The sequence below is a fragment of the Variovorax sp. KK3 genome, assembly GCF_001984055.1.
Taxonomy (GTDB): domain Bacteria; phylum Pseudomonadota; class Gammaproteobacteria; order Burkholderiales; family Burkholderiaceae_C; genus Variovorax.
The window spans coordinates 58,974-83,527 of record NZ_LYVO01000002.1 but is presented as its reverse complement, the minus strand read 5'-3'; the positions used below and the strand labels follow the sequence as shown (position 1 = coordinate 83,527).

The window sequence follows — 24,554 nt, the reverse complement described above, 5'->3', positions numbered from 1 at the left end:
AACATGAAATTCAAGAACACCCTCATCCGCAGCACCCGCATCGACAGCCGCCTCGGCGACATCGTGCTGGCCGCCACCGACCGCGGCCTTGCCGGCGCCTGGTTCGACCAACAGCGCCACTGGCCCGACATGGCCGGCTGGCAGAGCGACCCCGACCATCCCGCGCTGCGCGAGGCGGCCCTTCAGCTGGCCGACTACTTCGCTGGCCGCCGTCGCCACTTCGACCTGCCGCTCGACCTGTCGCACGGCACGGCCTTCCAGCAAGCCGTATGGCAGGCCCTGCTCGCCATTCCGATGGGACGCACGACGAGTTACGGCACGTTGAGCAGCGACATCGGCAGCCCCGCCGCCGTGCGCGCGGTCGGGGCCGCGGTGGGCCGCAACCCGATCAGCGTGATCGTGCCCTGCCACCGCGTCGTCGGCAGCAACGGCTCGCTGACGGGTTATGCAGGTGGCCTGGAACGCAAGAGCGCCCTGCTGACGCTCGAAGGCGCGCGCGCAGCACAAGAGACCGCCAGCCTGTGGGAGTCGGCTCGATGAGCGAAGGCGAGTGCAGCGCGGAAGGCAAGCCTTCGACCACCATTCCGGCACCGCTCCCCGCCCGCCGCCCCGGCAAGGCCTGGCTGCTCGACCTCGTGCTGCTGGGCGCCCTGTGGGGTGCGTCGTTCCTGTTCATGCGCATCTGCGCGCCCGAGTTCGGCGCGCTGCCGACGGCAGCGGTACGCGTCGGCATCGCCACGCTGCTGCTCGTGCCGCTGATGCTGGCGCGCGGGCACGGCCCGAGCCTGTACCGGTACTGGAAGCCGGCGCTGGGCATCGGCATCCTGAATTCGGGCCTGCCCTTCGCCTTGTTCTCCTTCGCGCTGATCAGCATCAACAGCGGCCTGGGCGCCGTGCTCAACGCCACCGTGCCGATGTTCGGTGCGCTGGTCGCATGGGGTTTCTTCGGCGAGCGGCCCGACCGCTCGCGCAGCCTGGGCCTGGTCATCGGCTTCGCCGGCGTCGCCATGCTGGCCGGCGGCAGCGCGGGCTTCCAGTCGGGCGCCGACGAAACGGCCGCGCGCTGGGCCATGGCCGCCTGCCTCGCCGCCTGCATTTGCTACGCCTTCGCGGCCAGCCTCACGCGCAAGCACCTGACCGGCGTACCGGCGCTGGCCACCGCGGCCGGCAGCCAGATCGGCGCCACGCTGGCGCTGGCGGTGCCGGCGCTCCTGCTGTGGCCGGCGCAAATGCCGAGCATGAAGGCCTGGCTCGCCCTGGTGGCGCTGGGCACGGCCTGCACGGCGCTGGCCTACATCCTGTTCTTCCGCATCATCGAAACCGCCGGCCCGGCGCGCGCGCTGACCGTCACCTTCCTGGTGCCGGTGTTCGCGGTGTTCTACGGCGTGATCTTCCTCGGCGAACACGTCACCCAGTGGATGCTGGTCTGCGCGGCCGTGATCGTCTGCGGCGTGGCGCTGTCGACGGGCCTGGTGCACCTGGGTCGCCGCCAGCGCGCCCAGGCCTGAGCATTCGCCGAAGAAGCCAAGTCCGTCGCATGGACGGCACCCCGTGCCGTCGCTATGCTGGCGCACGCGCTCCGGACGGCACCGTCCGCCGCGCGCTTCCATGACGACGGCCCGCTTGAACCATCGGCTGACGGCAGTGCTGGCTGCCGATGCAGAAGGCTATTCACGCCTGATGGCCGTCGACGAGCGGCGGACCCTCGCGATGCTCGACGCGGCCCGCGAGGTCTTCCGCCATGAAACCGAAGTCAACGACGGGCGCGTCGTCGACACCGCCGGCGATTCGGTGCTGGCCGTCTTCGGCACGGCACAGGGCGCGCTGGACGCGGCACTCGCCATCCAGCAGCAGCTCGCTGCCGCCCTCGCCGGTGCGCACGACGACCACCGCTTGCTGTTTCGCATCGGCATCCATCTCTGCGACCTGTTCGAGAAGCCGGACGGCACCGTCTACGGCAACGGCGTCAACGTCGCGGCCCGGCTGCAGAGCCTGGCGGACGCGGGCGGCATCGCGCTGTCGGAAGCGGCGCATGGCGCCATCGGCCACCGTGTCGACATCCACTTCGACGACCTGGGTCTGCACAGCGGAAAGAACCTGCCCGAGCCCATCCATGCCTTCGCGCTGCGGCGCGGCCACGCCGGCATGCAGATCGCCGGCTTCCACTTCGACAACGATCGCGGCGAGCTGCGCGATGCGGCACAACGGGTCGTCACGCTGAGCCGCGAGGCGCGCGCCGTGCTGACGGCCTTGGCCGGCAAGACCGGCCGGGTCGTCACCAAGGAAGCCCTGCTCGCCGCCGTGTGGCCCGATGGCGGTGCCGCGGACGATGCCGCGGCGCGTGCGGTCGGCGAAGTGCGCGCCGCACTGGGGGCCGCGGGCTTCGAGATGCTCAAGACCATTCCCGGCCAGGGCTACATGCTGTTCGCCGGCGTCGAACGCGGCCCCACCGGCCCGATGGCCGCACCTGTGCGCCTGCCCGTGGCGCCGGGCCAGGTCTTCGGCCGCGCGGCCGATCTGGCGGCGATCGAAGAACTGCTCGCGCAGCATCGCCTGGTGACGATCATCGGGGCGGGCGGTGTCGGCAAGACGATGGTCGCGCTGGCCACGGCCCACGCACGCGCCCTCGCCTCGCGCGATGGCGTGGCCTGGGTCGGCCTCGCGCCGCTCGACGACGCGGCACTGCTGCCCTCCACCATCGCCACGGCCCTCGGCCTGCCTTTCGGGGGGGCCGATCCGCTGCCGGGCCTGCTGTCTGCATTGGCGCCCTTGCAATGCACCATCGTCCTCGACAACGCCGAGCACCTGGTCGATTCCGTCGCGCGCCTGGCCGTGGCCGTGCTCGGTGCGGCCGCGCAGGTGCGCCTGCTCGTCACCAGCCAGGCGCCGTTGAAGGTCGAACAGGAGCGCGTGTACCGACTGGGTGGACTCGCCCTCCCCTTACCGGGCGACAGCGCGGCCAGCGCGAGGCAGGCGCCGGCCGTCGCCATGTTCCTCGATCACGCCAAGGCCGCGGACGAACGCTTTCAGCTCGCCGATGGCGACGTCGAAACGGCAGCCAGCATCTGTGCTCGCCTCGATGCCATGCCGCTCGCGATCCGGCTGGCCGCGTCGCGCGTGAGGCTGCTGGGCTTGAGAGGCCTCGAGTCGCGGCTGGCGCAGCGCCTGGCCATCCTGTCGGGCAGCGGCCGCGACACGCCGGACCGGCAGCGAACCCTGCGCGCCGCGCTGGACTGGAGCGTGGGCCTGCTGTCGGCACCCGAGGCCCGCGTCTTTCGATTGCTCGGCGTCTTCGTCGGCGGCTTCACGCTCGACTTGGCCCAGGCCCTCTGCGACGAACTGCCCGGCGATGGCGTCGCCGTGCTCGACGTCGTGCAATCGCTGGCCGACCGGTCGCTGCTCAACGGCGACAGTAGCGACCCGCCGCGCTGGCGCATGCCCGAAAGCGCGCGCGAGTATGCGATCGGCTTGCTTGGCGGCGACGGAACGCGAATCGAGGCTGCGCGCGCGCATGCCCATGCACTGGTGGCCGCATTCGAACGGGCAGAACCGATGCAGGCCGAAATGACCGATGCGGAATGGCTCGCGCTCTGGTCGCCCGAACTCGACAACCTGCGTGCGGCGCTCGACTGGGCACAAGCCAACGACATCGCGTTCGCCGTGCGGGCGATCGCGGCGTCGACCGCGCTCTTCAGCATGCTCGCGCTGTCGCAGGAATTGCGGCGCCGCGCGCGCGACCTCGACGCCGCCAGCGCGGAAGTCGACCCGCTGGTCGCCGGGCGCTACTGGTTCGCGCGTGCGCATCTGCAGATGAACTTCGGCGACGAGGTGATGCATTCGTGCGCAGCCCGTGCTGAGAGCTACTTCCGCGGGCTGAACGAGCCCATGTGGCTCTACCAGGCGCTCTGCCTGCGGGCCATGGCATCGTCCGACGCCGTGGACAGCGTGGATGCGATGGTTCGGGAGATCGATGCCATCGAGCAGCAGGACTGGCCCGCCCGATGGCGGCTGCCACGCTTCATGCTCGGCTTCGGTGTCGCGACCAAACGCCGTCGTCACGTCGACGCACTGGCATCCGCCGAGCGCGGACTGCAGCTGGCCAGATCTTGCGGGGCGATGGCCTGGGCAGGCCACTTCATGAACCAGATCGCGGTCGCCCAGCTCGGCCTGCACCGCTACGACGACGCATTGCGCACCTGCAGCGATGGCCTGTCGGAGGCCGATATCCAGAGCCCCGGCGCCATCGTCGTGCTCAGCGGCACCATGGCCAACTGCCTGCTGAAGCTCGACCGACTGCCCGAGGCCAGGCAGGCCCTGGCGCGGCTCTTCAAGTTCTGCCGCACCATCGAATGGCGCAGCTTCGAGTTCTTCAGCCACGTCTACTACACGCTGGCTTTCAAAGAGAGGCGCCTGCGCGCAGCGGCATTGCTGCTGGGCTACGCCACCGCCGCGCAGAACCGGAGCTGGAGAGGTTTCGACCTGGCGGCCTACCGCGAACGGCATTGCGCGCAGCTCGTGGAACGCCTCGGGGACGAGGCTTTGCAGACCTTGCTGGCGCAAGGCGCGAAGCTCGCCCCCGCCGAGGTGTGCGTGCTGACGCTGGAACATGAACTGCGCGTGCCCGCGTGCTGACCCGCTTTCCGGTCGACGACAAGGAGCAGCACATGGATGCACTCGAAGCGATTCATGGGCGGCGTTCGATCCGCGCGTACCAGAAAGCGCCACTGAGCCGCGCGCTGATCGAGGAACTGCTCTGGGCCGCCGTGCAGGCCCCCACCCCGCCGGTCAGCGGCACGGTGCCCTGGAAGCTGTGCATGCTCGAAGGCGCCGAGCGCCTGGCGGCCTATGGCCTGCGCGCCAAGGAATATGCGCGCACCCATCAGCCCGAGGGCGAGCACTGGGAGTGGCCTACGCGCCCCGGCTTCGAGGTTTTCTGGGGCGCACCGGTACTCGTGCTGATCTGCGCGCAGGCCGGCAATGCGGAGGCACGCTACGACTGTTGCCGCGCCGGCCAGAACCTGCTGATCGCGGCGCATGCCCTGGGCGTCGGCACCTGTTGGATCGGCGCGCCGATTCCTTGGCTGCGCAGCGAGGGCGTGGCGCGAGAGCTGGGGATGCCGGAGGGGTACGACGCGGAGGTGGCCGTGGTGATGGGGGTGGCGGCGCAGACGCCTGTGGGGCAGCCCCGGCCGAGGCCGGATGTCGCCTGGCTTGCACCTTCGGCGTCGGCAGCCGATACACCGACGGCCTGAGCCGTCGGCGCCTCGCGGCCCATCGCCTGCTCGTGAAGCCGCGCTGTCGGACAGCGCCGGGGCAGAAAAAAGCCCGCGCAACGGCGGGCATGAAAAAGGATCGCTTGAAGAGACCCTTGGAGAAATCAGACGCCGATCAGAAGCTGTGCCGAATGCCGAACTCGTAGCCCGTCGACGACTTGGGCACGAGCGCGCGGCCGCCGAGCGTGGCGACGTACGACGGACCGGCGCCCACCGTCAGGCCGGCACCGTTCTTGTTCGACACGCGTGCGAGCGTGCCGTAGAGCGCGGTGCGCTTCGACAGGTTGTGCACGTAGCCCAGCGAGTCTAGGCCGCGCGCATGACATTCTGATCGGCGACCGGCCGCCCCATCGCAACACCGCTGCGCACCCGGTTCTTGTGGCAAGTGTCAAGAGAAACCCTCGACTTCTCACCGTGTATTCGGCGCGCTAGATGCGGATTCGCACGCCGGGCGCCGTCCGAGGCGACGGTGATGGACGCGTGCCGGCCTTGTAGGAGACCGCCTACGTACGTCATTCGGATTACTGGTAATGAAGTTTCATTAGTTATGAAACTAAACCATGTCTGCCAAAAGATTAATCCAAATGGCTTCGTCAATCCAGGACTCAGCCGGAGCGCCGTCGCGCCGTGACTTTGTGCATGAAGTTGGGCTTTCATTTCGAAGCGCAAAAAAATCCGCTCAATGACAATACCTTCCATACAAGGAAGTAGCAGAGGCCAAATCGATCCGGTCGACGCAAAAAAGGTGAGCAATCAAACTCAATCGACCATCAACCGTATTTGACAAACCGATGACTACCCGGTTTGAAATCTGCAAATCGGCAGCCCGTGCGGCACCGTCTTTCAATTGCGCGCCAATGCGGCCCTAGCGCACTCTTCCAGCAATTTAATTCGTCGATTTCTTTTGCGCCCGAATCGGGGCGCGGGAATTCCTTTTTTCTTTTTTTTGAATTACCGGAGTTTTTGGTGTGAAAACCCTCGATAGATGCGCACTCATGCTGTTGGTGGCGACGGGCGCCCTCGCCGGTTGCGGTGGTGGCGGCAGTGGTTCCGGCGGCAGCTTCATGCTTTCCCAAGGCGCCGATGCGCCGTCACCGGCACCCGCTTCAGCCTCCACGACCGGCGAAGTCACCACGAAGGGGACGACCGTCATGGTGGTCGACGGATCCGCGGGCTTGGCCGCGAGCATCGACACCGCCGCCGGCAAGGCAGCGGCGGAACTCGGCAAACCCGACGCCAGCTGGGTGAAGGTGGCCGAGGAAGGCAAGTCCTTCAAGCTCTCGTCGTCGACGGCCGTGCAGTACGGCGCCAATTCGAGCTGGTTGACCAAGCAGTTGTCCGGCACCGTGGTCTGCAACAACGCCACCTTCGGGCGCGACCCCATCGAGTACGTGGCCAAGGCTTGCTACGCGCAGACGCCTTCTGCACCCTCCGCACCCCCGGCGCCCGCCGCGCCCGCTGCCCCCGTCGCGGGCAGCTCGCTCGCGCAGGAAGGCGGCTCCTTCACGGTGCCCGCGGCCACCTTGGTGAAGTACGGCGCCGACTCGCGCTGGATCACGCGCTCGGTGACCGGAACGGCCGCCTGCACGAATGCCTTCTTCGGCGGCGACCCGGCGTTCATGACGGCGAAGACCTGCGTGTCGGCCGGTGCCGCGCCAGTGTCCGGCGCGGCACCCGCGCCCGCACCCGTTGCCGGCGTCGCACCCACGCCGTCGCCTGCCCCCAGCTCCTCGCCCATCACCGGCGACGTGATCGACAGCAGCGGCGCCATCGTGGCCAGCGCCTACGACAGCATCGCCTACAGGTTCGGCCAAGCCGAAGGCGTGGCCTACCGCTTCGGCCCGGCGGCGACCAAGACCGGCGTGGAGACCTTGCCCCAGCGCGGCGACGTGGGCGCAATCAGCCACGGCGCGAACAACGACCTGTACTACCAGCTCGGCGCTGAAAACAACGCCGCGGCCAATCTCTACGTGAGCATCCACGGCGCGGCGATCGGTACGCCCGCGAGCGGCAGTTCGCTGTCGACCTCGCTGGGCTGGTTCCAGTCGCAGGCCACGGACCGCGTGACCTTCATGCAGCGTCCGCAGCTGCTGTGGCAGGACAAGCGCCTGCTTCCCACCGCCATCGACGACTACTACCGTGCGGGCGTGCTGTCGCCCAACGACCCGGCCGACCTGCCGATCGTCGAAGACCGCGGCGAGAACGCGGCGGACAGCCCCTCGACGCGCCTGTCGCTGGTCGCGACGCAGGGCAGTCCGACCAAGCCCGCCACGATCTTCACCGTGGGCACGTACACGGCGCAAAACCGCGCCAGCGTCAAGCTGGCCGTGGGCAAGGTGCCGACCGCGATCTCGGTGACGGGCGGCGGCGAATTCGCCTTCGTCACGGTGTGGGACACCGTCAACCGCAAGGGCCAGGTCGCGGTCGTCTCGCTGGGCGGCAGCTGCGAGCGTTGCACGCTCGACGGCGCCAAGTACGACTGGTGGCACGACTGGATGGACATGGTCCACCCCGGCTTCTTCAACCAGGGCAACTACATCTTCATGAAGGTGCTGGGCTATGTCGACCTGCCGTCCAACATGAAGGCGCCGACCTCGATCAAGGTGACGACCGGCATCCATCCCTATGCGGCCGTCGTCTATGCCCCCAACGGTGCGCTGTCCGGCATGGCGAAGGAAGCCTCGCCGATGGCCAACAATCGCGCCAGGCTGCTGCCGGGCGGCGACTACTTCGAGAAGTACGCCAAGGGCGGCATCGCGGTGATCGCGTCGAAGTCGGAGAAGACGGTGGCCTTCATGGACCTGGGCCCGCTCTTCAAGTACACGAACGACATGTACCTCGGCAGCGCCGCGAGCAACCTCGAGACGCAGAAGGTCGGCCTGGCGGCCAACCAATGGCCCTACCTGCTGGCGGACCGCCCGCAGGCCGCGCCGACGGTCATCAAGACCGTCACCCTGGCCGACAAGCCGACCAGCGTGCTGACGACCTCGACCTACAACCACTGGAGCAAGGACGACCGCCGTCGCATGGCGCCGCCGAACGACATGTACTGGGAGTCGAATCCGCACTACGCCCGCGCATGGGTGGCGACGGAAGGCGGCAAGCTGCACATCTTCTCGCTAGGTGCATACGTGCAGGGCGCCAAGCCGGCGGTGGGCACGCCGGCCGAGATCGCGGAAGTCGGCGCGGTGACGGGCCTGGGCAACAACATCACGCACCTGGCAGCGGCCAAGGACTACCCCGACGACGCCGATCCGATCAACACGATGCTGATCTTCACGGACCGGGCCAACCGCAAGTGGGGCTGGGTGAAGTTCGCGGCCGACGGCAACAGCGGCAAGGTCCTGCGCACGATGGAGGATTCACGCGTAGACCCGATCATGGTGACCATGTCCGACAACTACTCGACCAAGGGCAACATCGTCAGCGTGGCGAACTACAGTGGCCAGAGCATCGACAACTATCGCTTCGGCGACCTCGTGTACCCCGACCGAAACTTCTGCTGGCAGGTCGGTGTGTGCCCCACGATGACCCTGCGCGGCGAATACGCCGGCAAGCTGGCACTGCCCTTCAAGCCGTTCGCGGTGCATGCGTCGAACGTGCCCTGAGGCTGCACGCCGATCGTCGTCGAGGGCCCCGGCTTCGGCCGGGGCCTTTTTCTTTTTGGCCAGCGCGTCAGGCAGCGATCAGTTGGTCAGCGCCGAACGCCACATAGCTCGCGCATCGACCCGACTTCCTGTCTCCGTCGTCGCTCACGACGACGATCTGCTCGACGCCGTCGATCATTGCAGCGCACACGCCTTCTGCGCGTTCGAAGCTCGCCAATCCCTGAACCGTGACGCGGGTGGCCGGCGTGCCGCGCTGCCCATCCCAGCGCCACAGGCTGAAAGGGTCCGACGCGGGCGACATGGGCCCGCCGATCACCAGATACGCATCGATCGAAGGGATGAAAGACAGGCCACGAATCCCATGGCCACCCATGACGAGTTCAGCGAGGTCGGAGGCGATCCGCGGCGTCTCGCCAGCGTCGAAGACGCCTGCCGGATTCTCCAGGCGCGCGACGATCGCCCGGCCGTCGTGCAATGGACCGCGAAAGCCGATCAGCAGTTGCTTCCGATCGCGCGCGAACTCCAACCCTTCGATGTTGAGTCCACCACCCTCTTTGACATCGCGGATCTCGGCCGCGGCTGCCAGCATCGGATGCGCACCGACGATGGCCTGCTTCAAGTCGTCCGCGACGCAAGGGTCGACGACGCGGTCCCCTTCGACGCGGAACCGAACGAGCTTGTCGCGCGACCGCCTTTTCTTGCCGTCGTCGTCGCGCGAATGCGAGGTGATGGCGTAGATCAAACCCGAACGATCCAGCGCCATGCCCTCCAGGTCGTCGAGCTTCCAGAAGTCGCTGAAGGTCTGGAACAGCGTCGGCGTGAGTTCATGTGTCCTGACCGAACCGTCCGGGTCGATGGTCGCCAGGCTGAAGGGGTGTGCCGCTTCGTCCTCGACGACGATGAAACGTCCGTCGGGCAGTTGCCGTATCGCGGAGGGCTCGTAGAGCCCGCTCAACGGTTTGAAGGCGATGGGTGCTGGCGCCATGGCGCATTGTCCGCCCGTTGACGGCGCTCGGTATCCGCCATACGCACGGCAAAGCCAGAGACAGTCAGGGGCATCGAGGGAGACGGCCGCGAGGCCGGTGCCGAAGCGCCCTCTACCAGCGCCACCGGACTGTCTGCAGGCATCGTAGCCCGTCCGTCTGACAGTTGCGTGAATGCGCGTGGACCCACGCGACCACCAGTGGCATCGACGGCACGGCCTGCGCACCGAAGAGCGAGGCCCGCCGGTCGGCCTCGCGCTTCAAAAGTAACGGCAAGACGCCCGTCACCGATCTGTCATTGCCCCTCGGTAGCGTCAGCACCCTGTCGAGCCCATCCGGCGTTCGATGCTCCATTCGTCTCCTCGTCAAAGGTAAGTCATGGCCATCGACGTCTTCAAGGACATTGCCGTTCCCGTGATCGGGGGACTCGGCATCTTCATGCTCGGTCTCGAATTCATGTCCGACGGCATCCAGAACCTGGCCGTGCAGCGCATGCGGGCGATCCTGGCCCGCGTCGCCGGCACGCCCGTCAAGGGGCTGCTGTCCGGCACGCTGATCACGGGCGTGCTCCAGTCGAGTACCGCGATGACCGTCATGGTCGTCGGACTCGTGAACGCCGGCGTGGTGGGCCTGCGGCCGGCGATCAGCGTGATCATGGGGGCCAACATCGGCACCACGCTCGGCAACGGCCTGATCGCGCTGCCGCTCGGGCCGCTGGGGCTGATCGTCGCCGGCATCTTCGCGCTGGTGTACGTGTTCGCCAAAGACGAGAAGATGCGCAACATCGCGCTGGCCACCATCGGCTTCGCGCTGATCTTCTATGGCCTGAACCTGCTGACGGGCGGCCTCAAGCCGCTGCGCAACATGCCCGAGGTGATGAGCGCGATTTCCACGCTCAACGCCGGAACCTTCACCGGGCTCCTCTACTGCGTGCTGATCGCCGCCGGCATCACGGCGATGATCCACTCGTCCTCGGCGACGATCGGCATCGTCATGGGGCTCGGCGCCTCCGGCATCCTCGACTGGCAGACCGCCGTCGCGTTCTCGCTCGGTGCGGACCTGGGCACGACCATCACGTCGTGGATGGCGTCGCTCAACTTGTCGAAGAACGCCAAGCGAGCCGCCTACGCGCACATCTCGTTCAACATCATCGGCGTGCTGGTGATGCTGCCGCTCTTCTATCCGTCCATGGCGCTGCTGCAGTGGCTGATGGGCTTCTTCGGCGGCGACCCCGGCGCCGCCGTGGTGGTCGACGGCAAGGAGACCTTTCCCCTGGTGCCCGTCGCGGTCGGCCTCTATTCGGTCGCCTTCAACATCTTCAACACCGCCCTGCTCTTTCCGTTCATCGGCATCTTCGACCGCGTGCTCTCGCGCGTGGGGCACAGCTCCGACGAGGACGAAGAAGACTTCTCGTTGCCCCGCCACCTGAAGCCCGCGCTCGCGCAGCAGCTGGCGACCGGCGTGCCGGCCGTGCAGCAGGAGATGCAGCGCTACCGCGATGCGTCTCGCATGTTCCTGCGCGCCGCGCGGGACGACAGCTTCAAGATCGACGAGAAGGACCACAACCTGCGACTCGACACCCTCAATCGCGAGATCCGCCGCTTCACGGCGTCGATGCTCAAGCCCGACATGCCACCGCAGCAGGCCGACCTGCTGGGCAGCCTGATCGAGGAAGAAGACTTCACTGCCGCGCTGGTGGAGGCGCAGCACCAGATGCTGCGCCGCTTCGCGAGAACCGAGTTTTCCGAACCGGGCAGATTGCTCGCGACGGCGATCATCGAACGCTTGGAGCAGGACTTCGACGCCATGCTGGGCCACAAGGCGCTCAACGCGGCCGAGATGCACGCGTTGCGCGAGACGCAGCATGGCGCGATCCTGGCGCTGCGCCAGCAGGCCCTGGCTGCCGCGGCCGCGCTGTCGTGGGAAGAACGGGGCGCCGTCCTCGCGATGCTGGGCACGCTCGAACGCGCACTCGATTTCGCCGAGCGGATTCACGAAGAGCGCCAGTCGGTGTCGCGCGACCTGGGCGCCGTGGCCGGGGGCGCGGCCAACGACCCGGCGATGCCGGTCGGCGGTGCGGGTGCGGTCCCGGCTTGAGGCGCAGGCCATGAAGCAGCACCCTGAAGGCCGCACGTACTGGCGCCGCCGACAGCTGATGCAGCACGCGATGAGCGCCGCCGCACTGGCCGTGGCAGGCCCTGGCGCCACGGCCCTGGCGCAGGCCGACGAATACGGCGACGCCGCCTTGCGCGGCGCCGGATCGACCTTGGTCCAGCCCCTGGTCGAAGCGTGGATGCGCCGTTTCCGATCCGACCCCTTCGGCGTCGACGTGGCGAACGGTGGCCTGGCGGACGCGCTGAGCACCGACAGGCTCGACTACGAAGCCGTCGGCTCGCTGGCCGGCATCGAGCGCATCCGTGCCGCCCAGGTCGATTTCGCGGCAACCGAGATGCCGCTGGCCGAAGCCACGCTGCGCGCCGGCGGCCTGGCCCAGTTTCCATGGGCCTACGGCGGCGTCGCGGTGGCGCACCATCTGCCCGGCATCACGACGCTGCGGCTCGACGCGCGGGCGCTCGCAGGCATCTACCTCGGCCACATCACGCGCTGGTCGGACCCGGCCATCGCCGCGCAGAACCCGGACCTGCGCCTGCCGGACCAGCCGATCGTCGTCATCCACCGGCTCGACGGCTCGGGCACGAGCTTCACCTTCACACGCTTCCTGAGCCTCAGCCATCCCGAGTGGATGGCCCGCGTCGGCGCCGACCTGCTGCCGCGCTGGCCCACCGGCCGCGGCTTTCGGGGAACGAGCCAGGTGATAGCGGCGGTCAAGAGCACGCCGTTCTCCGTGAGTTACGTCAACGCGATCCAGGCGCGCCAGACAGGCTTGGCGATGGCGTCGCTGCGCAATGCAGGAGGGCGCTACCAGCCGCCGGACGCGAATGCGGTCCTGGCAGCCGTGAAGGCCAAGGGGGCATCGACCGGCGCCCTCGACAGCCTGCCCATCGACGCTTCAGGCGACGACAGCTATCCGCTGGTCGCCACCGTCTTCGGCATCGTCCGCTCGCCGGCACGATCGGCGCGCCAGCGCCGCGCGGCGGAGTTCGTCGTCTGGACGCTGAACCGCGGCGGCCCGGTCGCGCGGCAACTCGGGTATCTCGATTTGCCCGAGTCGATGGCCCGTGCGGTCGCCGATCAGTTGATCTCCCGGGGCTGAAAGAGCGGGCGAAGCCGAGTGCCGCGGCTGGACGCATCGCGCCGAACGTTGCTCATCGGCCACATGGCGCTTGCCGTTGCCGTCCGGCCGCCGGCATAGGGCATACGCAGGGTTGCGCCGCGCGTCGCCGAGGCCTACCCTCGCCATTGGCGAATCTTATTTTTCCAGCCGCCCAAGCCACTTAGAACAGGTTCCTCATGTGGGTCGCATTGCTGATCTTGTTGGCCGTACTCGTGTGGGTACTGCGCGATCAGGTCTGGCTGACGCGCAGCAACTGCATCAGCGCACGACGTTCCGGATTGATGGTCATCGAGGTTCGCCGGCGTGTCGGCATGCTCCGCCTGCCGCCGCACGTGTCCGAGTTTCCGGTTCCGCGCGAAGAGCGCTCCCTGGTGCACCGCTGTCTGGGCATCGTGCTCTGGCATCGCGACATCAGCGTCGCGCTGCCGCTCACCGCCTGCGCCCACCTTGCGGACATTCGACCTCAGGACTTCGATGGCCAGTTCCCGGTTTGGCTGCGGCAGTCCCTCAAATCGCCCCCGCCACCACGTTGATCGACAGCGCCAGCACCAGCATGTTGAACGCGAACGACAACACGCTGTGCACGAGGGTGATGCGCCGCATCTCGCGCGAACGCACCTGCACGTCGGACACCTGCGCGCACATGCCGATCACGAAGGCGTAGTACAGAAAGTCGAAGTAGTCGGGCGGCTCCTGCCCGGGAAACTCCAGGCCCGGATGACGGCGACCGTCGGCCTGGTAGTAGCGATGCGCGTAGTGGAATCCGTAGATGGTGTGGATGATCAGCCAGGCGCCCGCCAGCGCGAGCAGGCCGAGCGTGATGTGCCCCACGCGATGCGCACCTGTGAGCGACTGGCTCTTGCCGATCAGCACCGTGATCGCCACCATGCTCGCGGCGATCACGATGACCATCGTCGCCAGGATCAACGCGCTCGGCTGGTCGAGCGAACGGGCGCGGGCGCGCGTGCTGTCGGCGTTGGAATGCTCGGCCAACCACCAGGCCGGCAGCAGGTAGGTCGCCGCGCCGAAGCACCAGCCCAGCAGGCCGCGCGTGGTGCCGTCCAGCGGCCACGGCAGCAGGCTCACACCCACGCCGACCGCCGCCCCCAACAGCAGCCGCTGCCAGCCCATCCACTTGAAGAAATGCGTGCGCATGCGAGGCAATGTAGCTTGAGGCGACAATCCCGGCGCCCCATGACCAAGACGAGACAAATCCTCCGGCGCGCCCTGTCGGCCGCCGCGTTCGGCCTCTGCGCCCTGGCCCATGCCGCCTCGCCCGCGCCCGGGCAGGTGCCCGACACCATCGAACAGCGCGTGGCCGCCTGCATCGCCTGCCACGGGCGCGAGCGCTCCAGCGCCAATGCGGGGTACTTTCCGCGCTTGGCGGGCAAGCCCGAGCAATACCTCTACAACCAGCTGCTGAGCTTCCGCGACGGCCGCCGCTTCAACAGCGACATGGCCTACATGGTTCGGCACCTCTCCGACGACTACCTGCGCGAGATCGCACGCTACTTCGCCGAGCTCGACCTGATGTACCCGCCACCGCCCACGCGCACCGATGCCTCGGCGCAGACGCTGGCCCGCGGCAAGGCCTTGGCCTTCGAAGGCGATGCCGCACGCGGCATTCCGGCCTGCGCCACCTGCCATGGCCAGGCGCTGACAGGCATCGCGCCCGCCATTCCCTCGCTGCTGGGCCTGCCGCGGCTGTATCTCGCATCGCAGCTCGGCGACTGGCTCAACGACGGCCGCCACGCGCCGCCGCCCGACTGCATGGCCGAGGTGGGCCGCAAGCTCGACGCGGCCGATATCAATGCCGTGGCGAGCTGGCTGGCGATGCAGCCGGTGCCCGCCGATCCCAAGCCCGCCGCAGCGCCCGCGAAGCCGCTGCCGATGCGCTGCAGCGCGATGGGGAAGTGACGGCCATGCGACGTCTTCTCTACGCCCTGATCGCGCTGGCCGCACTGCTGGTGCTCGCCGCGCTCGGCATCGTGGCACTCAACCTGCGCGGCGAAGATGCACTGCCCGACGCGCCCGCCGCCTTCGCATCGACGCCCGCCCTGGTCGAGCGTGGCCGCTACCTGGCGCTCGCAGGCAACTGCGCCGGCTGCCACACGGCCCGCGGCGGCGCGGCCTATGCCGGCGGCGTGGGCATCGCCACGCCTTTCGGCACCGTCTTCGCGAGCAACCTCACGCCGCACGACGAAGCCGGCATCGGCCGCTGGAGCGCCGCGCATTTCTGGCGCGCGATGCACAACGGGCGCTCGAAGGACGGCCGGCTGCTGTACCCCGCCTTTCCATACCCGAGCTTCACCCACGTGACGCGCGAGGACTCCGACGCGATCTATGCCTACCTGCGCACCGTGCCGCCAGCGGCTGCGCCGAACGCCCCGCACCGCCTGCGCTTTCCCTACGACACGCAGGCCGCCCTGGGCGTGTGGCGCGCCCTCTTCTTCACGCCCGGCACCTTCGCACCCGACCCCACGAAGCCGGCCGAATGGAACCGCGGCGCCTACCTGGTCGAAGGCCTGGGCCACTGCATCGCCTGCCATGGCACGCGCAACGTGCTGGGTGCGACCGAGGAAAAGCTAGGCCTGACCGGCGGCCTGATCCCGATCGAGAACTGGTACGCGCCCTCGCTCAACGCCAGGCGCGAGGCTGGCGTGGCCGACTGGACCACGCAGGACGTGGTCGCGCTGCTGAAGACCGGCACCTCGCCGCGCGCCTCGGTCATGGGCCCGATGGCCGACGTGGTGTACGGCAGCACGCAGCATCTGAACGATGCCGACCTCCAGTCGATGGCCGTGTTCCTGAAGCAGCTGCCCGAACCCGCCGCCAGGCGCGATGCCGCATCGGAGCCGACGCGCCGCGATGCCGGCGTGATGACACGCGGCGCGAAGATCTACGACCAGCAATGCGCGTACTGCCACGGCGACGCCGGACAGGGTGCCCAGGGCGCCTACCCGCCGCTGGCCGGCAACCGCGCCGTGCTGATGGAGTCGCCGGCCAACCTGGTGCAGGTGCTGCGGCATGGCGGCTTCCTGCCGTCCACGGCCGGCAATCCGCGACCCTACGGCATGCCGCCCTTCGGCCATGTGCTGGACGACGACGGCATCGCCACCGTGCTCACCTACGTCCGTGGCGCCTGGGGCAACGATGCGCCGCCGGTGACCAGGGCGCAGATCCTGCGGCCTTCCTGAAACGACGGCATCAAGGCCTTGCGGCGTCGCAAGGCGCTTGACCTTCCCATGATGGTAGGGTCGAGACTTCCTGCCATGAGCGACGCCTTCACCCTTCGTACCGCCGATTCCGGCACCGCATCCACGCCGGGTGCACCCGCCGGCTTGCCGACCCGAACGCTGCAGATCGAAGGCATGACCTGCGCGTCGTGCGTGATGCGCGTCGAGAAGGCGTTGGCCAAGGTGCCGGGCGTGGCCACGGCCACCGTCAACCTGGCCACCGAGAAGGCCGAGGTACAGCTCGACGATCGCGCGCTCGACGTGCAGAGCCTGATCGCCGCCGTGCAGAAGGCCGGCTACGAAGCACATCGCGTCGCGGAGGACGAGGCCACCCCGGCTGCGCCCGCTGCGCAGCACGGGTCGGACGCCTGGCCCGTCGTGCTGTCCGCCCTGCTCTCGCTGCCGCTGATCCTGCCGATGCTGGGCCTGCTCGTCGGCAGCGACTGGATGCTCGACGGCTGGGTGCAACTCGCGCTCGCCACGCCCGTGCAGTTCTGGCTCGGTGCGCGCTTCTACCGCGCGGGCTGGAAGGCGCTGAAGGCCGGCGCCGGCAACATGGACTTGCTTGTCGCGCTCGGCACCTCGGCCGGCTATGGCCTGAGCCTTTATCTGCTGATCGACCATGCGGGCCACGGCATGCCACCGCACCTGTACTTCGAAGCCTCGGCCGTGGTGATCACGCTGGTGCTGCTGGGCAAGTGGCTCGAAGGCCGCGCCAAGCGCCAGACGACCGAAGCCATCCGCGCCCTCAACGCGCTGCGACCCGACCGCGCGCGCGTGCGCCGCGACGGCATCGACCACGACGTGGCACTCGCCGACGTGAAGCCTGGCGACCTGGTCGTGGTGCGGCCCGGCGAGCGCGTGCCGGTGGACGGCCGCGTGCTCGAAGGCGCGAGCGAGGTCGACGAATCGCTGATCACCGGCGAAAGCCTGCCGGTTGCCAAGCAGGTGGACGACCGCGTGACCGGCGGCGCCGTCAACGGCCAGGGTCTGCTGCTGGTTCGCACCACGGCCGTCGGCGCCGAGACCACGCTGGCGCGCATCGTGCGCCTGGTCGAGTCGGCCCAGGCGAAGAAGGCGCCGATCCAGCGCCTGGTCGACCAGGTCAGCAGCGTCTTCGTGCCGGTGGTGATCGGCATCGCGCTGGTCACGCTGCTGGGCTGGGGCATCGGCACCGGCGACTGGGAACGCGCCATCCTCAACGCGGTGGCCGTGCTGGTCATCGCCTGCCCATGCGCGCTGGGCCTGGCCACGCCGACCGCGATCATGGCCGGAACCGGCGTGGCCGCGCGGCACGGCGTGCTGATCAAGGACGCCGAGGCGCTCGAAATCGCGCATGCGATCGACGTGGTGGCGTTCGACAAGACCGGCACGCTGACGGAGGGCCGGCCGCAACTGGTGGCGATGGAGGCCACGAATGGCGACACCGATGCTTTGCTGCGCGCCGCCGCCGCACTGCAGGCCGGCAGCGAGCACCCGCTGGCCCATGCCGTGCTCGAACGTGCGCAGCAGGCCGGCACCGAGTTGCCGCGTGCGACCGAACTGCGCGCGGTGGCCGGCCGCGGCGTGGCGGCGGTCGTCCAAGGGCGCGCGTTGCGCCTGGGCAGCACGCGCTTCATGCGCGAGCTCCACGTGCCACTGGGCCGCTTCGACGCACAGGCCACCCAACTGCAGGCCGAGGGCCGCACGCTGTCGTGGCTGGCCGACGTGACCGATGGGCCTGTTCTGCTCGGCCTGCTGGCCTTCGGCGACGCGCCCAAGCCGCAAGCCGCCGCGGCCATCGCGCAGCTGCACGCCAAGGGCATTCGCACCGCCTTGGTCAGCGGCGACAACCGCGGCAGCGCCGAGGCCGTGGCGCAGCTGCTCAAGATCGACACCGTGCGCGCCGAGGTGCTGCCCGAAGACAAGGCCGAGGTCGTCGCCGCACTCAAGGCCGATGGCCAGCGCGTCGCGATGGTGGGCGACGGCATCAACGACGCCCCCGCGCTGGCCGCGGCCGACGTGGGCATCGCCATGTCCACCGGCACCGACGTCGCGATGCACGCGGCGGGCATCACGCTGATGCGCGGCGACCCCTCGCTGGTGGTCGATGCGATCGACATCTCGCGCCGCACCTACGCGAAGATCCGGCAGAACCTGTTCTGGGCCTTCGTCTACAACGTGGTCGGCATTCCGCTGGCCGCACTCGGCCTGCTGAGCCCGGTGATCGCGGGCGCGGCCATGGCCTTCAGCAGCGTCAGCGTGGTGGCCAATGCGCTGCTGCTGCGGCGCTGGACCGGGAGCGCACGATGAGCACCGAACCATTCAACATCGGCGAAGCCGCGGCCCGCTCGGGCGTGTCGGCCAAGATGGTGCGGCATTACGAGTCGCTGGGCCTGGTGCCCAAGGTGCATCGCACCGATGCAGGCTACCGTCAGTACACGTCGAACGACGTCCACACGCTGCGCTTCATCCGCCGCGCGCGCGACCTGGGCTTCAGCATGGCCGAAATCGCCGAGCTGCTGAAGCTGTGGCAGAACAAGCGCCGCGCCAGCGCTGACGTGAAGCGCATCGCCCTTGCACACGCGGAAGACCTGCGGCGGCGCATCGATGAGATGGAGGCGATGAAGCGCACGCTCGAAAGGCTGGCCGATTGCTGCCATGGCGATCATCGGCCGGATTGCCCGATCCTCGACGAGCTGGCCGAAAGCTGAGCGCGTTCAGCGGTTCCAGTCTGCCGGCACGAACACCTGCCCATCCATGAGCCGTCGCGCACTGCGGCTCATCACCGCCTTGTCCACCGTCCACGTGCCGTCTTGTTCGGACGCTTCGGCACCCACCGCCAGCGCGCCGGAAGGATGGCCGAAGCAGACCTCGCCGTGGCGACCCTGCCCGAGCAGGCGCGACACCAGCGTACCGGGGATCGCCGCAGCCACTGCGATGGCGACCGCGCCGGTGCCGGTCATGGCATGGTGCAGCTTGCCCATCGACACGATGCGGGCGCAGATGTCGATGCTGCCCTCGCGCACCGGTTTGCCGCTCGATGCGGTGTAGCTACGCGGCGCCGCGACGAACGCGAGCTTGGGCGTGTGCGGGCGCTTCGCCGTCGCTTCGCTGGCCGATTCGGCGAGTCCCATGGCCACGGTCGCGTTCGCACGGATGGCCTCGCAGCGCGCCAGCAGCGCCGCGTCGCCGTTGAACTCGGGCTGCAGCTCCGCGCCGGTCAGCCCCAGCGTGGCCGCGTCGACGAAGATCGTCGGGTTGCCGGCGTTGATCAGCGTGGCTTCGACGGCACCGATGCCGGGCACCTCGATGACGTCGACCTTGCGTCCCGTCGGGAACATTGCACCGCCTTCGCCGTCTTCGTCCGCGCCCGGTGCCAGGAACTCGAGCCTGATCTCCGCCGCGGGAAAGGTGACGCCGTCGAGTTCGAAGTCACCGGTCTCCTGGACCTCACCGCCCTGCATGGGCACGTGCGCGACGATCTTCTTCTGGATGTTGGCCTGCCAGATCCGCACCGCGGCCATGCCGTCGAGCGGTGCGGACACGAGGCCGCGCGCAATCGCGAAGGGACCGACGGCAGCCGTGAGGTTGCCGCAGTTGCCGCTCCAGTCGACCACGGGCGATTCGATCGCCACGGCGCCGAACAGGTAGTCCACGTCGCAATCCGCGCGCGTGCTCGCGCCGACGATCACGACCTTGCTGGTGCTGGAGGTGGCGCCGCCCATGCCGTCGATGTGCTTGCCGTAGGGGTCGGGGCTGCCGGTCACGCGCAGCATCAGGGCATCGCGTGCCGCGCCGGACCGGCGCGCTTCCTCGGGCAGGTCGGCGGGCGTGAAGAACACCCCCTTGCTGGTGCCGCCTCGCATGTGCGTGGCGCGGATGGCGATCTGTGGCGATCTGGTGGTCATGGAGTTCCTCGGGTGAATGCGATGCAGACCGGACTGCCCGTCTGCGCGATGGCCTGCGCCAGCGCGTGCGCTTCGCGGCAATGCAGGGCGACGATGGTGTCGGCGTCTTCGTTGGCGGCCAGCAGCATCGACGAACCCGGCAATGCCGCGATGAACCGCGGCACCCGGCCGTGCGTGGCGGTCCATGACGGCGCGCTCAGCGTGCCGTGCCGCCCATCGATGGCCAGGCGAAGCACGCTGCCGTGACCCCGGTTGGAGATGAACAGCAGGTTCCGTTGCGCGAGATGCACGATGCCGGCGGCGGTGTTCTCTTCGGTGAAGTCCTCGGGCACCGTCGGGACGTGCTGGAACGGGGCGAGCCGACCGGTCACGGCGTCGAAACCTGCAGCGAGAACCTGGCTCGACAGCTCCAACACGATCCACGCATGCCGGCCTTCAGGCGACAAGACCAGATGTCGCGGTCCGCTGCCCGGCGCGACGTCGAGCGACACGACCAGCGACAGCGAGCCGGATGCCTCGTCGAAGGCAAGGGTGTGCACGGCGTCGGCGCCCTTGTCCGGCACGAGCAGCCATCGACCCGAGGGATCGAACACGAGCTGGTGCGGATGCGACCCGCGCTGCTGGCTGCGATGCGGCCCCATGCGTTCCGGTAAGGCGAGGCAGTGGGCCACCTCGCCAAGGGAGCCGTCGTCCAGCACCGGGAGCGATACGACGCTGCCGGTCGCGTAGTTGACCACCAGCACCCAGTGGCCATCGGGGCTGAAGACCAGGTGGACGGGGTTGCGTCCCTGCGTGCCGCGACTGCCGATCGGCCGAAGGCCGCCGTCCGGTGAGATCGCGAAGCTGCTGATCGTGCTCCCGTCGCCATGCACCGCATGCAGGCAGCGCCCGCCGCTGTCGATGGCGAGATAGGACGGGTTGTCCCCTGCCACGACCGTGCGCGCATGGGTCCACCGGCCATCGCCGTCGATCTCGTAGACCTCGATGCCTCGCCCGCGAGCATTGCGCTCGCACGTCGTGCGGCAGCCGACGTACGCCCTCGAAGGGCGACCGGGCGGTTGAAGGCGGGCGTTTGAAACCATGGCTTGACGTTGCGATTGAATGAATTTTATGATCACTTTCGACATTCTGCAATACATGCAATGCATCAAATCCATTCGATTCATTCAGCCCCCACGGAGACAAGCCCATGACACCGATCCGACGCAGGACGCTCCTGCAAGCAACCACCGCCACTCTCCCCTTGATGCTCGCCCTGCGCCCGAGCGCCGCCCAGGACAAGTTCCCGGGCAAGCCCGTCACGCTCATCGTTCCGCAACCGGCCGGCGGCGATGCCGACGTGGTCTGCCGCAGCCTGCAGACGAAGATGCAGGAAGTGCTGGGGCAGCCGGTGGTCATCGACAACCGCGGCGGCGCCGGCGGCAACATCGGCACCGCGCTCGGCGCCAAGGCGGCACCCGACGGCTACACCGTCACCTTCGTCAACCAGGGCACGATGGCGCTCAACCCGACGCTGTACCCCAGCCCCGGCTACAAGGTCGAGGCGCTCGCGCCCGTCACCTGGCTCACGTCGATCGACCTGGTCATCGCGGCGCACCCCTCGGTGCCGGCAGCCAACCTCAAGGAGTTCCTGGAGCTTGCGCGCAAGGCGCCCGGCAAGTACACGTACGGCACGGCCGGCAACGGCAGCGCCAACCACCTGGCCGGCGAGATGCTCAAGTCCATGGCGAAGGTCGACATCACGCACGTGCCGTACAAGGGCGGCGGGCCGGCGATCATCGCGGCGCTCGGCGGCGAGATCAGCACGGTGGTCGCCTTTCCGCTGGCCGCGCTGCCGCACATCCGTTCCGGCAAGCTCAAGGCTCTGGCCGTCACCGGCAAGCAGCGATCCAAGGCGCTGCCCGACGTGCCGACGGTCGCCGAAAGCGGCGTGAGCGGCTACGAGTTCGCCTCGTGGATGGGCTTGGTGGTGCCAAAAGGAACACCCGACGCTGCCGTCCAGGCGATCCATGCAGCAGCCGCCGCAGCGTTGAAGGACAAGGACGTGGCGGATCGCCTCTCCGCCGGCATGACCGAGCCGGTCGGTGCCGGACCGAAGGAGTTCGGCGCACTGATCGCCCGCGAGGGCCAACGCTGGTCGGCGCTGATCCGGCAATACGGCATGAAGATCGATTGAGCAGGGAAGCGTGGGACACCGTGGGCCTAGACTAACGGGATGCCCCAGGCCAACGACACCGCCCGCCCCGAACTGACCACGCTGCAGCAGCGCGTGGTGCGCGAAATCGTCGCGCTGGTGCGGCGCGACAACCGCCTGGCCGGCGACCATCTGCCCGAAGTGCACATCGCCCAGCGCATCGGCACCTCGCGTTCGCCCGTCCAGTCGGCGTTGCGGCACCTCGCGCAACTGGGCGTGCTGCAGCAGGACGTGAACCGCGGCTTCTTCCTGAGCGTCGACGCCAAGGACTGGGACGGCCCGGTCGCCGGCCTGCTTTCCACCGACGACCCGCTCTACCTGCGCATCGCCGACGACCGCCAGGCCGGCACGCTGCCCGACGAACTGAGCGAGGCCGAGCTGATGCGCCGTTACGACGTGGCGCGCAGCACGCTGCGCAAGGTGCTGTCGCGCATTTCCGAGGAAGGCTGGATCGAGCAGAGCATGGGCCACGGCTGGCGCTTTCTGTCGATGATCGATTCGCCGGATGCCTACGAGGAGAGCTATCTGTTTCGGCAGTCGATCGAGCCGGGCGCCCTGCTCGGTCCGTCCTTCGTGGCCGTGGCGGCGCAGTTGCGGCAGTTGCGCCGCGAACAGCAGCGCATCGTCGACGGCGGCTTCGAAACCATGACGCCCATCGAGCTTTTCGAGTCGAACAGCCACTTCCACGAGACGCTGGCCGAATGGGGGCACAACCGCTTCGTGCTGCAGTCGGTGCGCCGCATCAACCAGCTGCGGCGCCTGGTCGAATACCGGCAGGCGGCGCAACGCCGCGCGCGCCACACCCAGGCTGCCGAGCACCTGGCAATCCTCGACGCCATCGAGCAGCAGGACCTGGTGCAGGCCGCCAGCCTGATGCGCGCCCACCTCGACGGCGCACGCCGCGCCAAGTTGCGCGATCCGCAGGTCTTCTCGCACGCCGCCTGATCGCCGGCGGCCCCGCCGCTGCACCCTTGCTCCACCCAGCGTCCGCGTTCGAGCGCTGACAGCGCCAGCTGTCCGGAACGCATTCGCACGCAGCCTCGGGAAAACCCTCGACCCACTTTGATGATATTGATCACAAAATACAATCAACCGAAGCGCAAAGGCTTCGATCCGTGGTCCCGCGAGGCCACCCCAGAACACCCACCAGGAGATCCCCATGTGCGTTTCGTTTCAACGTCTCATCAGCATCGCCGCCACCGCCGGCTTCCTTGCCGCAGCCCCTGCCGCACACGCACTGGACATGGTTCGCTTCATGGCGCCGGGGTCGCCTGGCGGCGGCTACGACCAGACGGCGCGAACGCTGGGCAAGGCCCTCGTCGAGGCCGGTGCGGCCAAGAGCGCCATGTACGACAACAAGAACGGCGCCGGCGGCACGCTCGGGCTGGCGCAGTTCAGCAACAGCGCCAAGGGCGACGTGAACGCGCTGTGCGTGATGGGCGCGATCATGGTCACCGGCATCGTGCAGAACAAGCCGCAGATCACGCTGGCGAACGTCACGCCCATCGCGCGCCTCTTCACCGAATACAACGTGATCGCCGTGCGCAAGGACTCGCCCTATCGCAGCTTCGACGAGCTCATGGCGGACTTCAAGAAGAACCCTTCCGGCGTGAAGTGGGCCGGCGGCTCCAAGGGCTCGGTCGACCACATCGGCACGGCGGAGCTGGCCGGCGCGGCAGGCGTGCCCGTTGCAAAGGTCAACTACATCCCCTTCGGCGGTGGCGGCGAGGTGATCTCGGCCACCCTGGGCGGCCATATCTCCGCCGTCACGGGTGGCTACGCGGAACTCGCCAAGTACATCGAGGCGGGGCAGTTCCGCGTACTGGCCGTCGGTTCGCCCACGCGCATGCCGGGCGTGGATGCGCCGACGCTCAAGGAGGCCGGCTACGACATCGAGATCGGCAACTGGCGCGGCGTCTACGGCGCCGCCAACCTCACGCCCGCGCAGCGCAAGGAGCTCACCGATGCCGTGCTCGCCGCCACGAAGACCAAGGTGTGGCAGGAGGCGCTGAAGACCAATGCGTGGTCGTCCAGCGTCATCAGTGGCGACGAGTTCGGCAAGTTCGTCGACCAGGAGCACGACCGCCTCCGTGCGGTGATGACCAAGGTCGGGCTGATCTGAAGCGCCCCGTGGA

The 24,554-nt window shown here is 68.5% G+C and carries 20 protein-coding genes and 1 pseudogene; 15 read left to right on the top strand and 6 right to left on the bottom strand.

What is annotated here, in order from left to right:
- Window positions 1-3: 3 nt before the first annotated feature.
- From B0W80_RS01490 to B0W80_RS01475, 4 genes are all read left to right on the top strand, one after another.
- Entirely contained in the window at window positions 4-540 is a 537-nt protein-coding gene (locus B0W80_RS01490) for a methylated-DNA--[protein]-cysteine S-methyltransferase (protein ID WP_076997324.1), read from the top strand.
- On the top strand, window positions 537-1,508 hold the full coding sequence (locus tag B0W80_RS01485; RefSeq protein WP_076997323.1) for a DMT family transporter: 972 nt from the start codon (window positions 537-539) through the stop codon (window positions 1,506-1,508). The genes B0W80_RS01490 and B0W80_RS01485 overlap by 4 nt, the downstream gene beginning before the upstream one ends.
- Before the next feature lie 100 nt (window positions 1,509-1,608).
- On the top strand, window positions 1,609-4,632 hold the full coding sequence (locus B0W80_RS01480; protein WP_076997322.1) for a winged helix-turn-helix domain-containing protein: 3,024 nt from the start codon (window positions 1,609-1,611) through the stop codon (window positions 4,630-4,632).
- 32 nt (window positions 4,633-4,664) lie between these two features.
- Entirely contained in the window at window positions 4,665-5,252 is a 588-nt protein-coding gene (locus tag B0W80_RS01475) for a nitroreductase family protein (RefSeq protein WP_143684433.1), read from the top strand.
- 136 nt (window positions 5,253-5,388) lie between these two features.
- On the opposite strand, the pseudogene B0W80_RS01470 reads toward B0W80_RS01475, so the two are convergent.
- Both B0W80_RS01470 and B0W80_RS35905 read right to left on the bottom strand, forming a co-directional pair.
- Window positions 5,389-5,577: pseudogene (locus B0W80_RS01470) on the bottom strand (porin); the annotation flags it as partial.
- Between the two features lie 582 nt (window positions 5,578-6,159).
- Window positions 6,160-6,426, bottom strand: coding sequence for a hypothetical protein (locus tag B0W80_RS35905; protein WP_143684432.1), 267 nt, complete (start codon window positions 6,424-6,426; stop codon window positions 6,160-6,162).
- On the opposite strand from B0W80_RS35905, the gene B0W80_RS01465 reads away from it, so the two are divergent.
- The gene (locus B0W80_RS01465; protein WP_143684431.1) at window positions 6,425-8,881 is read left to right on the top strand and encodes a hypothetical protein; all 2,457 of its coding nucleotides are present in this window, start codon (window positions 6,425-6,427) and stop codon (window positions 8,879-8,881) included. The genes B0W80_RS35905 and B0W80_RS01465 overlap by 2 nt on opposite strands.
- A gap of 67 nt (window positions 8,882-8,948) precedes the next feature.
- Here B0W80_RS01465 and B0W80_RS01460 read toward each other — a convergent pair whose 3' ends face one another.
- Complete coding sequence (locus B0W80_RS01460; RefSeq protein ID WP_076997319.1) at window positions 8,949-9,866, bottom strand: DUF3616 domain-containing protein; 918 nt, start codon at window positions 9,864-9,866, stop codon at window positions 8,949-8,951.
- A gap of 376 nt (window positions 9,867-10,242) precedes the next feature.
- On the opposite strand from B0W80_RS01460, the gene B0W80_RS01450 reads away from it, so the two are divergent.
- The 3 genes from B0W80_RS01450 to B0W80_RS01440 all read left to right on the top strand — a co-directional run bounded on the left by B0W80_RS01450 (window position 10,243) and on the right by B0W80_RS01440 (window position 13,632).
- A complete protein-coding gene (locus B0W80_RS01450) occupies window positions 10,243-11,961 on the top strand; it encodes a Na/Pi cotransporter family protein (RefSeq protein ID WP_076997317.1) in 1,719 nt (572 codons plus the stop codon).
- 10 nt (window positions 11,962-11,971) lie between these two features.
- A complete protein-coding gene (gene pstS / locus B0W80_RS01445; protein WP_076997316.1) occupies window positions 11,972-13,078 on the top strand; it encodes a phosphate ABC transporter substrate-binding protein PstS in 1,107 nt (368 codons plus the stop codon).
- Window positions 13,079-13,275: 197 nt separating this feature from the next.
- Window positions 13,276-13,632 (top strand): hypothetical protein, encoded by a 357-nt coding sequence (locus B0W80_RS01440; protein WP_076997315.1) that lies wholly within the window; start codon window positions 13,276-13,278, stop codon window positions 13,630-13,632.
- Here B0W80_RS01440 and B0W80_RS01435 read toward each other — a convergent pair.
- Window positions 13,607-14,254, bottom strand: coding sequence for a DUF1345 domain-containing protein (locus B0W80_RS01435; RefSeq protein WP_076997314.1), 648 nt, complete (start codon window positions 14,252-14,254; stop codon window positions 13,607-13,609). The two genes, B0W80_RS01440 and B0W80_RS01435, sit on opposite strands and share 26 nt — an antisense overlap.
- 39 nt (window positions 14,255-14,293) lie before the next feature.
- Here B0W80_RS01435 and B0W80_RS01430 point away from each other — a divergent pair, with 39 nt between their 5' ends.
- The 4 genes from B0W80_RS01430 to cueR are packed head-to-tail and all read left to right on the top strand — an operon-like array spanning window position 14,294 to window position 19,028.
- Window positions 14,294-15,016, top strand: a complete 723-nt coding sequence (locus B0W80_RS01430; RefSeq protein ID WP_076997313.1) for a c-type cytochrome — start codon at window positions 14,294-14,296, stop codon at window positions 15,014-15,016.
- Between the two features lie 5 nt (window positions 15,017-15,021).
- Window positions 15,022-16,296 carry a cytochrome c gene (locus B0W80_RS01425; RefSeq protein WP_076997312.1) on the top strand — a complete coding sequence of 425 codons (1,275 nt, stop codon included), beginning with the start codon at window positions 15,022-15,024 and terminating at the stop codon, window positions 16,294-16,296.
- Window positions 16,297-16,344: 48 nt separating this feature from the next.
- Window positions 16,345-18,627 (top strand): heavy metal translocating P-type ATPase, encoded by a 2,283-nt coding sequence (locus B0W80_RS01420; RefSeq protein WP_083745121.1) that lies wholly within the window; start codon window positions 16,345-16,347, stop codon window positions 18,625-18,627.
- Window positions 18,624-19,028: a Cu(I)-responsive transcriptional regulator gene (cueR, locus tag B0W80_RS01415; protein ID WP_076997311.1), complete on the top strand. Its 405-nt coding sequence runs from the start codon at window positions 18,624-18,626 to the stop codon at window positions 19,026-19,028. Before B0W80_RS01420 ends, cueR begins: the two co-directional genes overlap by 4 nt.
- A gap of 6 nt (window positions 19,029-19,034) precedes the next feature.
- Here cueR and prpF read toward each other — a convergent pair whose 3' ends face one another.
- Both prpF and B0W80_RS01405 read right to left on the bottom strand, forming a co-directional pair.
- Window positions 19,035-20,225: a 2-methylaconitate cis-trans isomerase PrpF gene (gene prpF, locus B0W80_RS01410; RefSeq protein ID WP_076997310.1), complete on the bottom strand. Its 1,191-nt coding sequence runs from the start codon at window positions 20,223-20,225 to the stop codon at window positions 19,035-19,037.
- Entirely contained in the window at window positions 20,222-21,382 is a 1,161-nt protein-coding gene (locus tag B0W80_RS01405) for a lactonase family protein (protein ID WP_179106803.1), read from the bottom strand. Before B0W80_RS01405 ends, prpF begins: the two co-directional genes overlap by 4 nt.
- 32 nt (window positions 21,383-21,414) lie before the next feature.
- On the opposite strand from B0W80_RS01405, the gene B0W80_RS01400 reads away from it, so the two are divergent.
- The 3 genes from B0W80_RS01400 to B0W80_RS01390 all read left to right on the top strand — a co-directional run bounded on the left by B0W80_RS01400 (window position 21,415) and on the right by B0W80_RS01390 (window position 24,541).
- A complete protein-coding gene (locus B0W80_RS01400) occupies window positions 21,415-22,401 on the top strand; it encodes a tripartite tricarboxylate transporter substrate binding protein (RefSeq protein ID WP_083745119.1) in 987 nt (328 codons plus the stop codon).
- A gap of 39 nt (window positions 22,402-22,440) precedes the next feature.
- Window positions 22,441-23,364: a GntR family transcriptional regulator gene (locus tag B0W80_RS01395; RefSeq protein WP_076997307.1), complete on the top strand. Its 924-nt coding sequence runs from the start codon at window positions 22,441-22,443 to the stop codon at window positions 23,362-23,364.
- A 214-nt stretch (window positions 23,365-23,578) separates the two neighbouring features.
- Window positions 23,579-24,541 (top strand): tripartite tricarboxylate transporter substrate binding protein, encoded by a 963-nt coding sequence (locus tag B0W80_RS01390; RefSeq protein WP_076997306.1) that lies wholly within the window; start codon window positions 23,579-23,581, stop codon window positions 24,539-24,541.
- Window positions 24,542-24,554 lie beyond the last annotated feature (13 nt).

Bases quoted from the DNA above. Each gene is read 5' to 3' on its own strand.
- B0W80_RS01460 (WP_076997319.1), bottom strand. From the start codon at position 9,866: ATGGCGCCAGCACCCATCGCCTTCAAACCGTTGAGCGGGCTCTACGAG.
- B0W80_RS01425 (WP_076997312.1), top strand. From the start codon at position 15,022: ATGCGACGTCTTCTCTACGCCCTGATCGCGCTGGCCGCACTGCTGGTG.
- B0W80_RS35905 (WP_143684432.1), bottom strand. From the start codon at position 6,426: ATGACGGTCGTCCCCTTCGTGGTGACTTCGCCGGTCGTGGAGGCTGAA.
- B0W80_RS01465 (WP_143684431.1), top strand. From the start codon at position 6,425: ATGGTGGTCGACGGATCCGCGGGCTTGGCCGCGAGCATCGACACCGCC.
- B0W80_RS01435 (WP_076997314.1), bottom strand. From the start codon at position 14,254: ATGCGCACGCATTTCTTCAAGTGGATGGGCTGGCAGCGGCTGCTGTTG.
- B0W80_RS01485 (WP_076997323.1), top strand. From the start codon at position 537: ATGAGCGAAGGCGAGTGCAGCGCGGAAGGCAAGCCTTCGACCACCATT.
- B0W80_RS01400 (WP_083745119.1), top strand. From the start codon at position 21,415: ATGACACCGATCCGACGCAGGACGCTCCTGCAAGCAACCACCGCCACT.
- B0W80_RS01440 (WP_076997315.1), top strand. From the start codon at position 13,276: ATGTGGGTCGCATTGCTGATCTTGTTGGCCGTACTCGTGTGGGTACTG.
- cueR (WP_076997311.1), top strand. From the start codon at position 18,624: ATGAGCACCGAACCATTCAACATCGGCGAAGCCGCGGCCCGCTCGGGC.
- B0W80_RS01450 (WP_076997317.1), top strand. From the start codon at position 10,243: ATGGCCATCGACGTCTTCAAGGACATTGCCGTTCCCGTGATCGGGGGA.
- B0W80_RS01420 (WP_083745121.1), top strand. From the start codon at position 16,345: ATGATGGTAGGGTCGAGACTTCCTGCCATGAGCGACGCCTTCACCCTT.
- prpF (WP_076997310.1), bottom strand. From the start codon at position 20,225: ATGACCACCAGATCGCCACAGATCGCCATCCGCGCCACGCACATGCGA.
- B0W80_RS01430 (WP_076997313.1), top strand. From the start codon at position 14,294: ATGACCAAGACGAGACAAATCCTCCGGCGCGCCCTGTCGGCCGCCGCG.
- B0W80_RS01390 (WP_076997306.1), top strand. From the start codon at position 23,579: ATGTGCGTTTCGTTTCAACGTCTCATCAGCATCGCCGCCACCGCCGGC.
- B0W80_RS01475 (WP_143684433.1), top strand. From the start codon at position 4,665: ATGGATGCACTCGAAGCGATTCATGGGCGGCGTTCGATCCGCGCGTAC.
- B0W80_RS01480 (WP_076997322.1), top strand. From the start codon at position 1,609: ATGACGACGGCCCGCTTGAACCATCGGCTGACGGCAGTGCTGGCTGCC.
- B0W80_RS01405 (WP_179106803.1), bottom strand. From the start codon at position 21,382: ATGGATTTGATGCATTGCATGTATTGCAGAATGTCGAAAGTGATCATA.
- B0W80_RS01395 (WP_076997307.1), top strand. From the start codon at position 22,441: ATGCCCCAGGCCAACGACACCGCCCGCCCCGAACTGACCACGCTGCAG.
- pstS (WP_076997316.1), top strand. From the start codon at position 11,972: ATGAAGCAGCACCCTGAAGGCCGCACGTACTGGCGCCGCCGACAGCTG.
- B0W80_RS01490 (WP_076997324.1), top strand. From the start codon at position 4: ATGAAATTCAAGAACACCCTCATCCGCAGCACCCGCATCGACAGCCGC.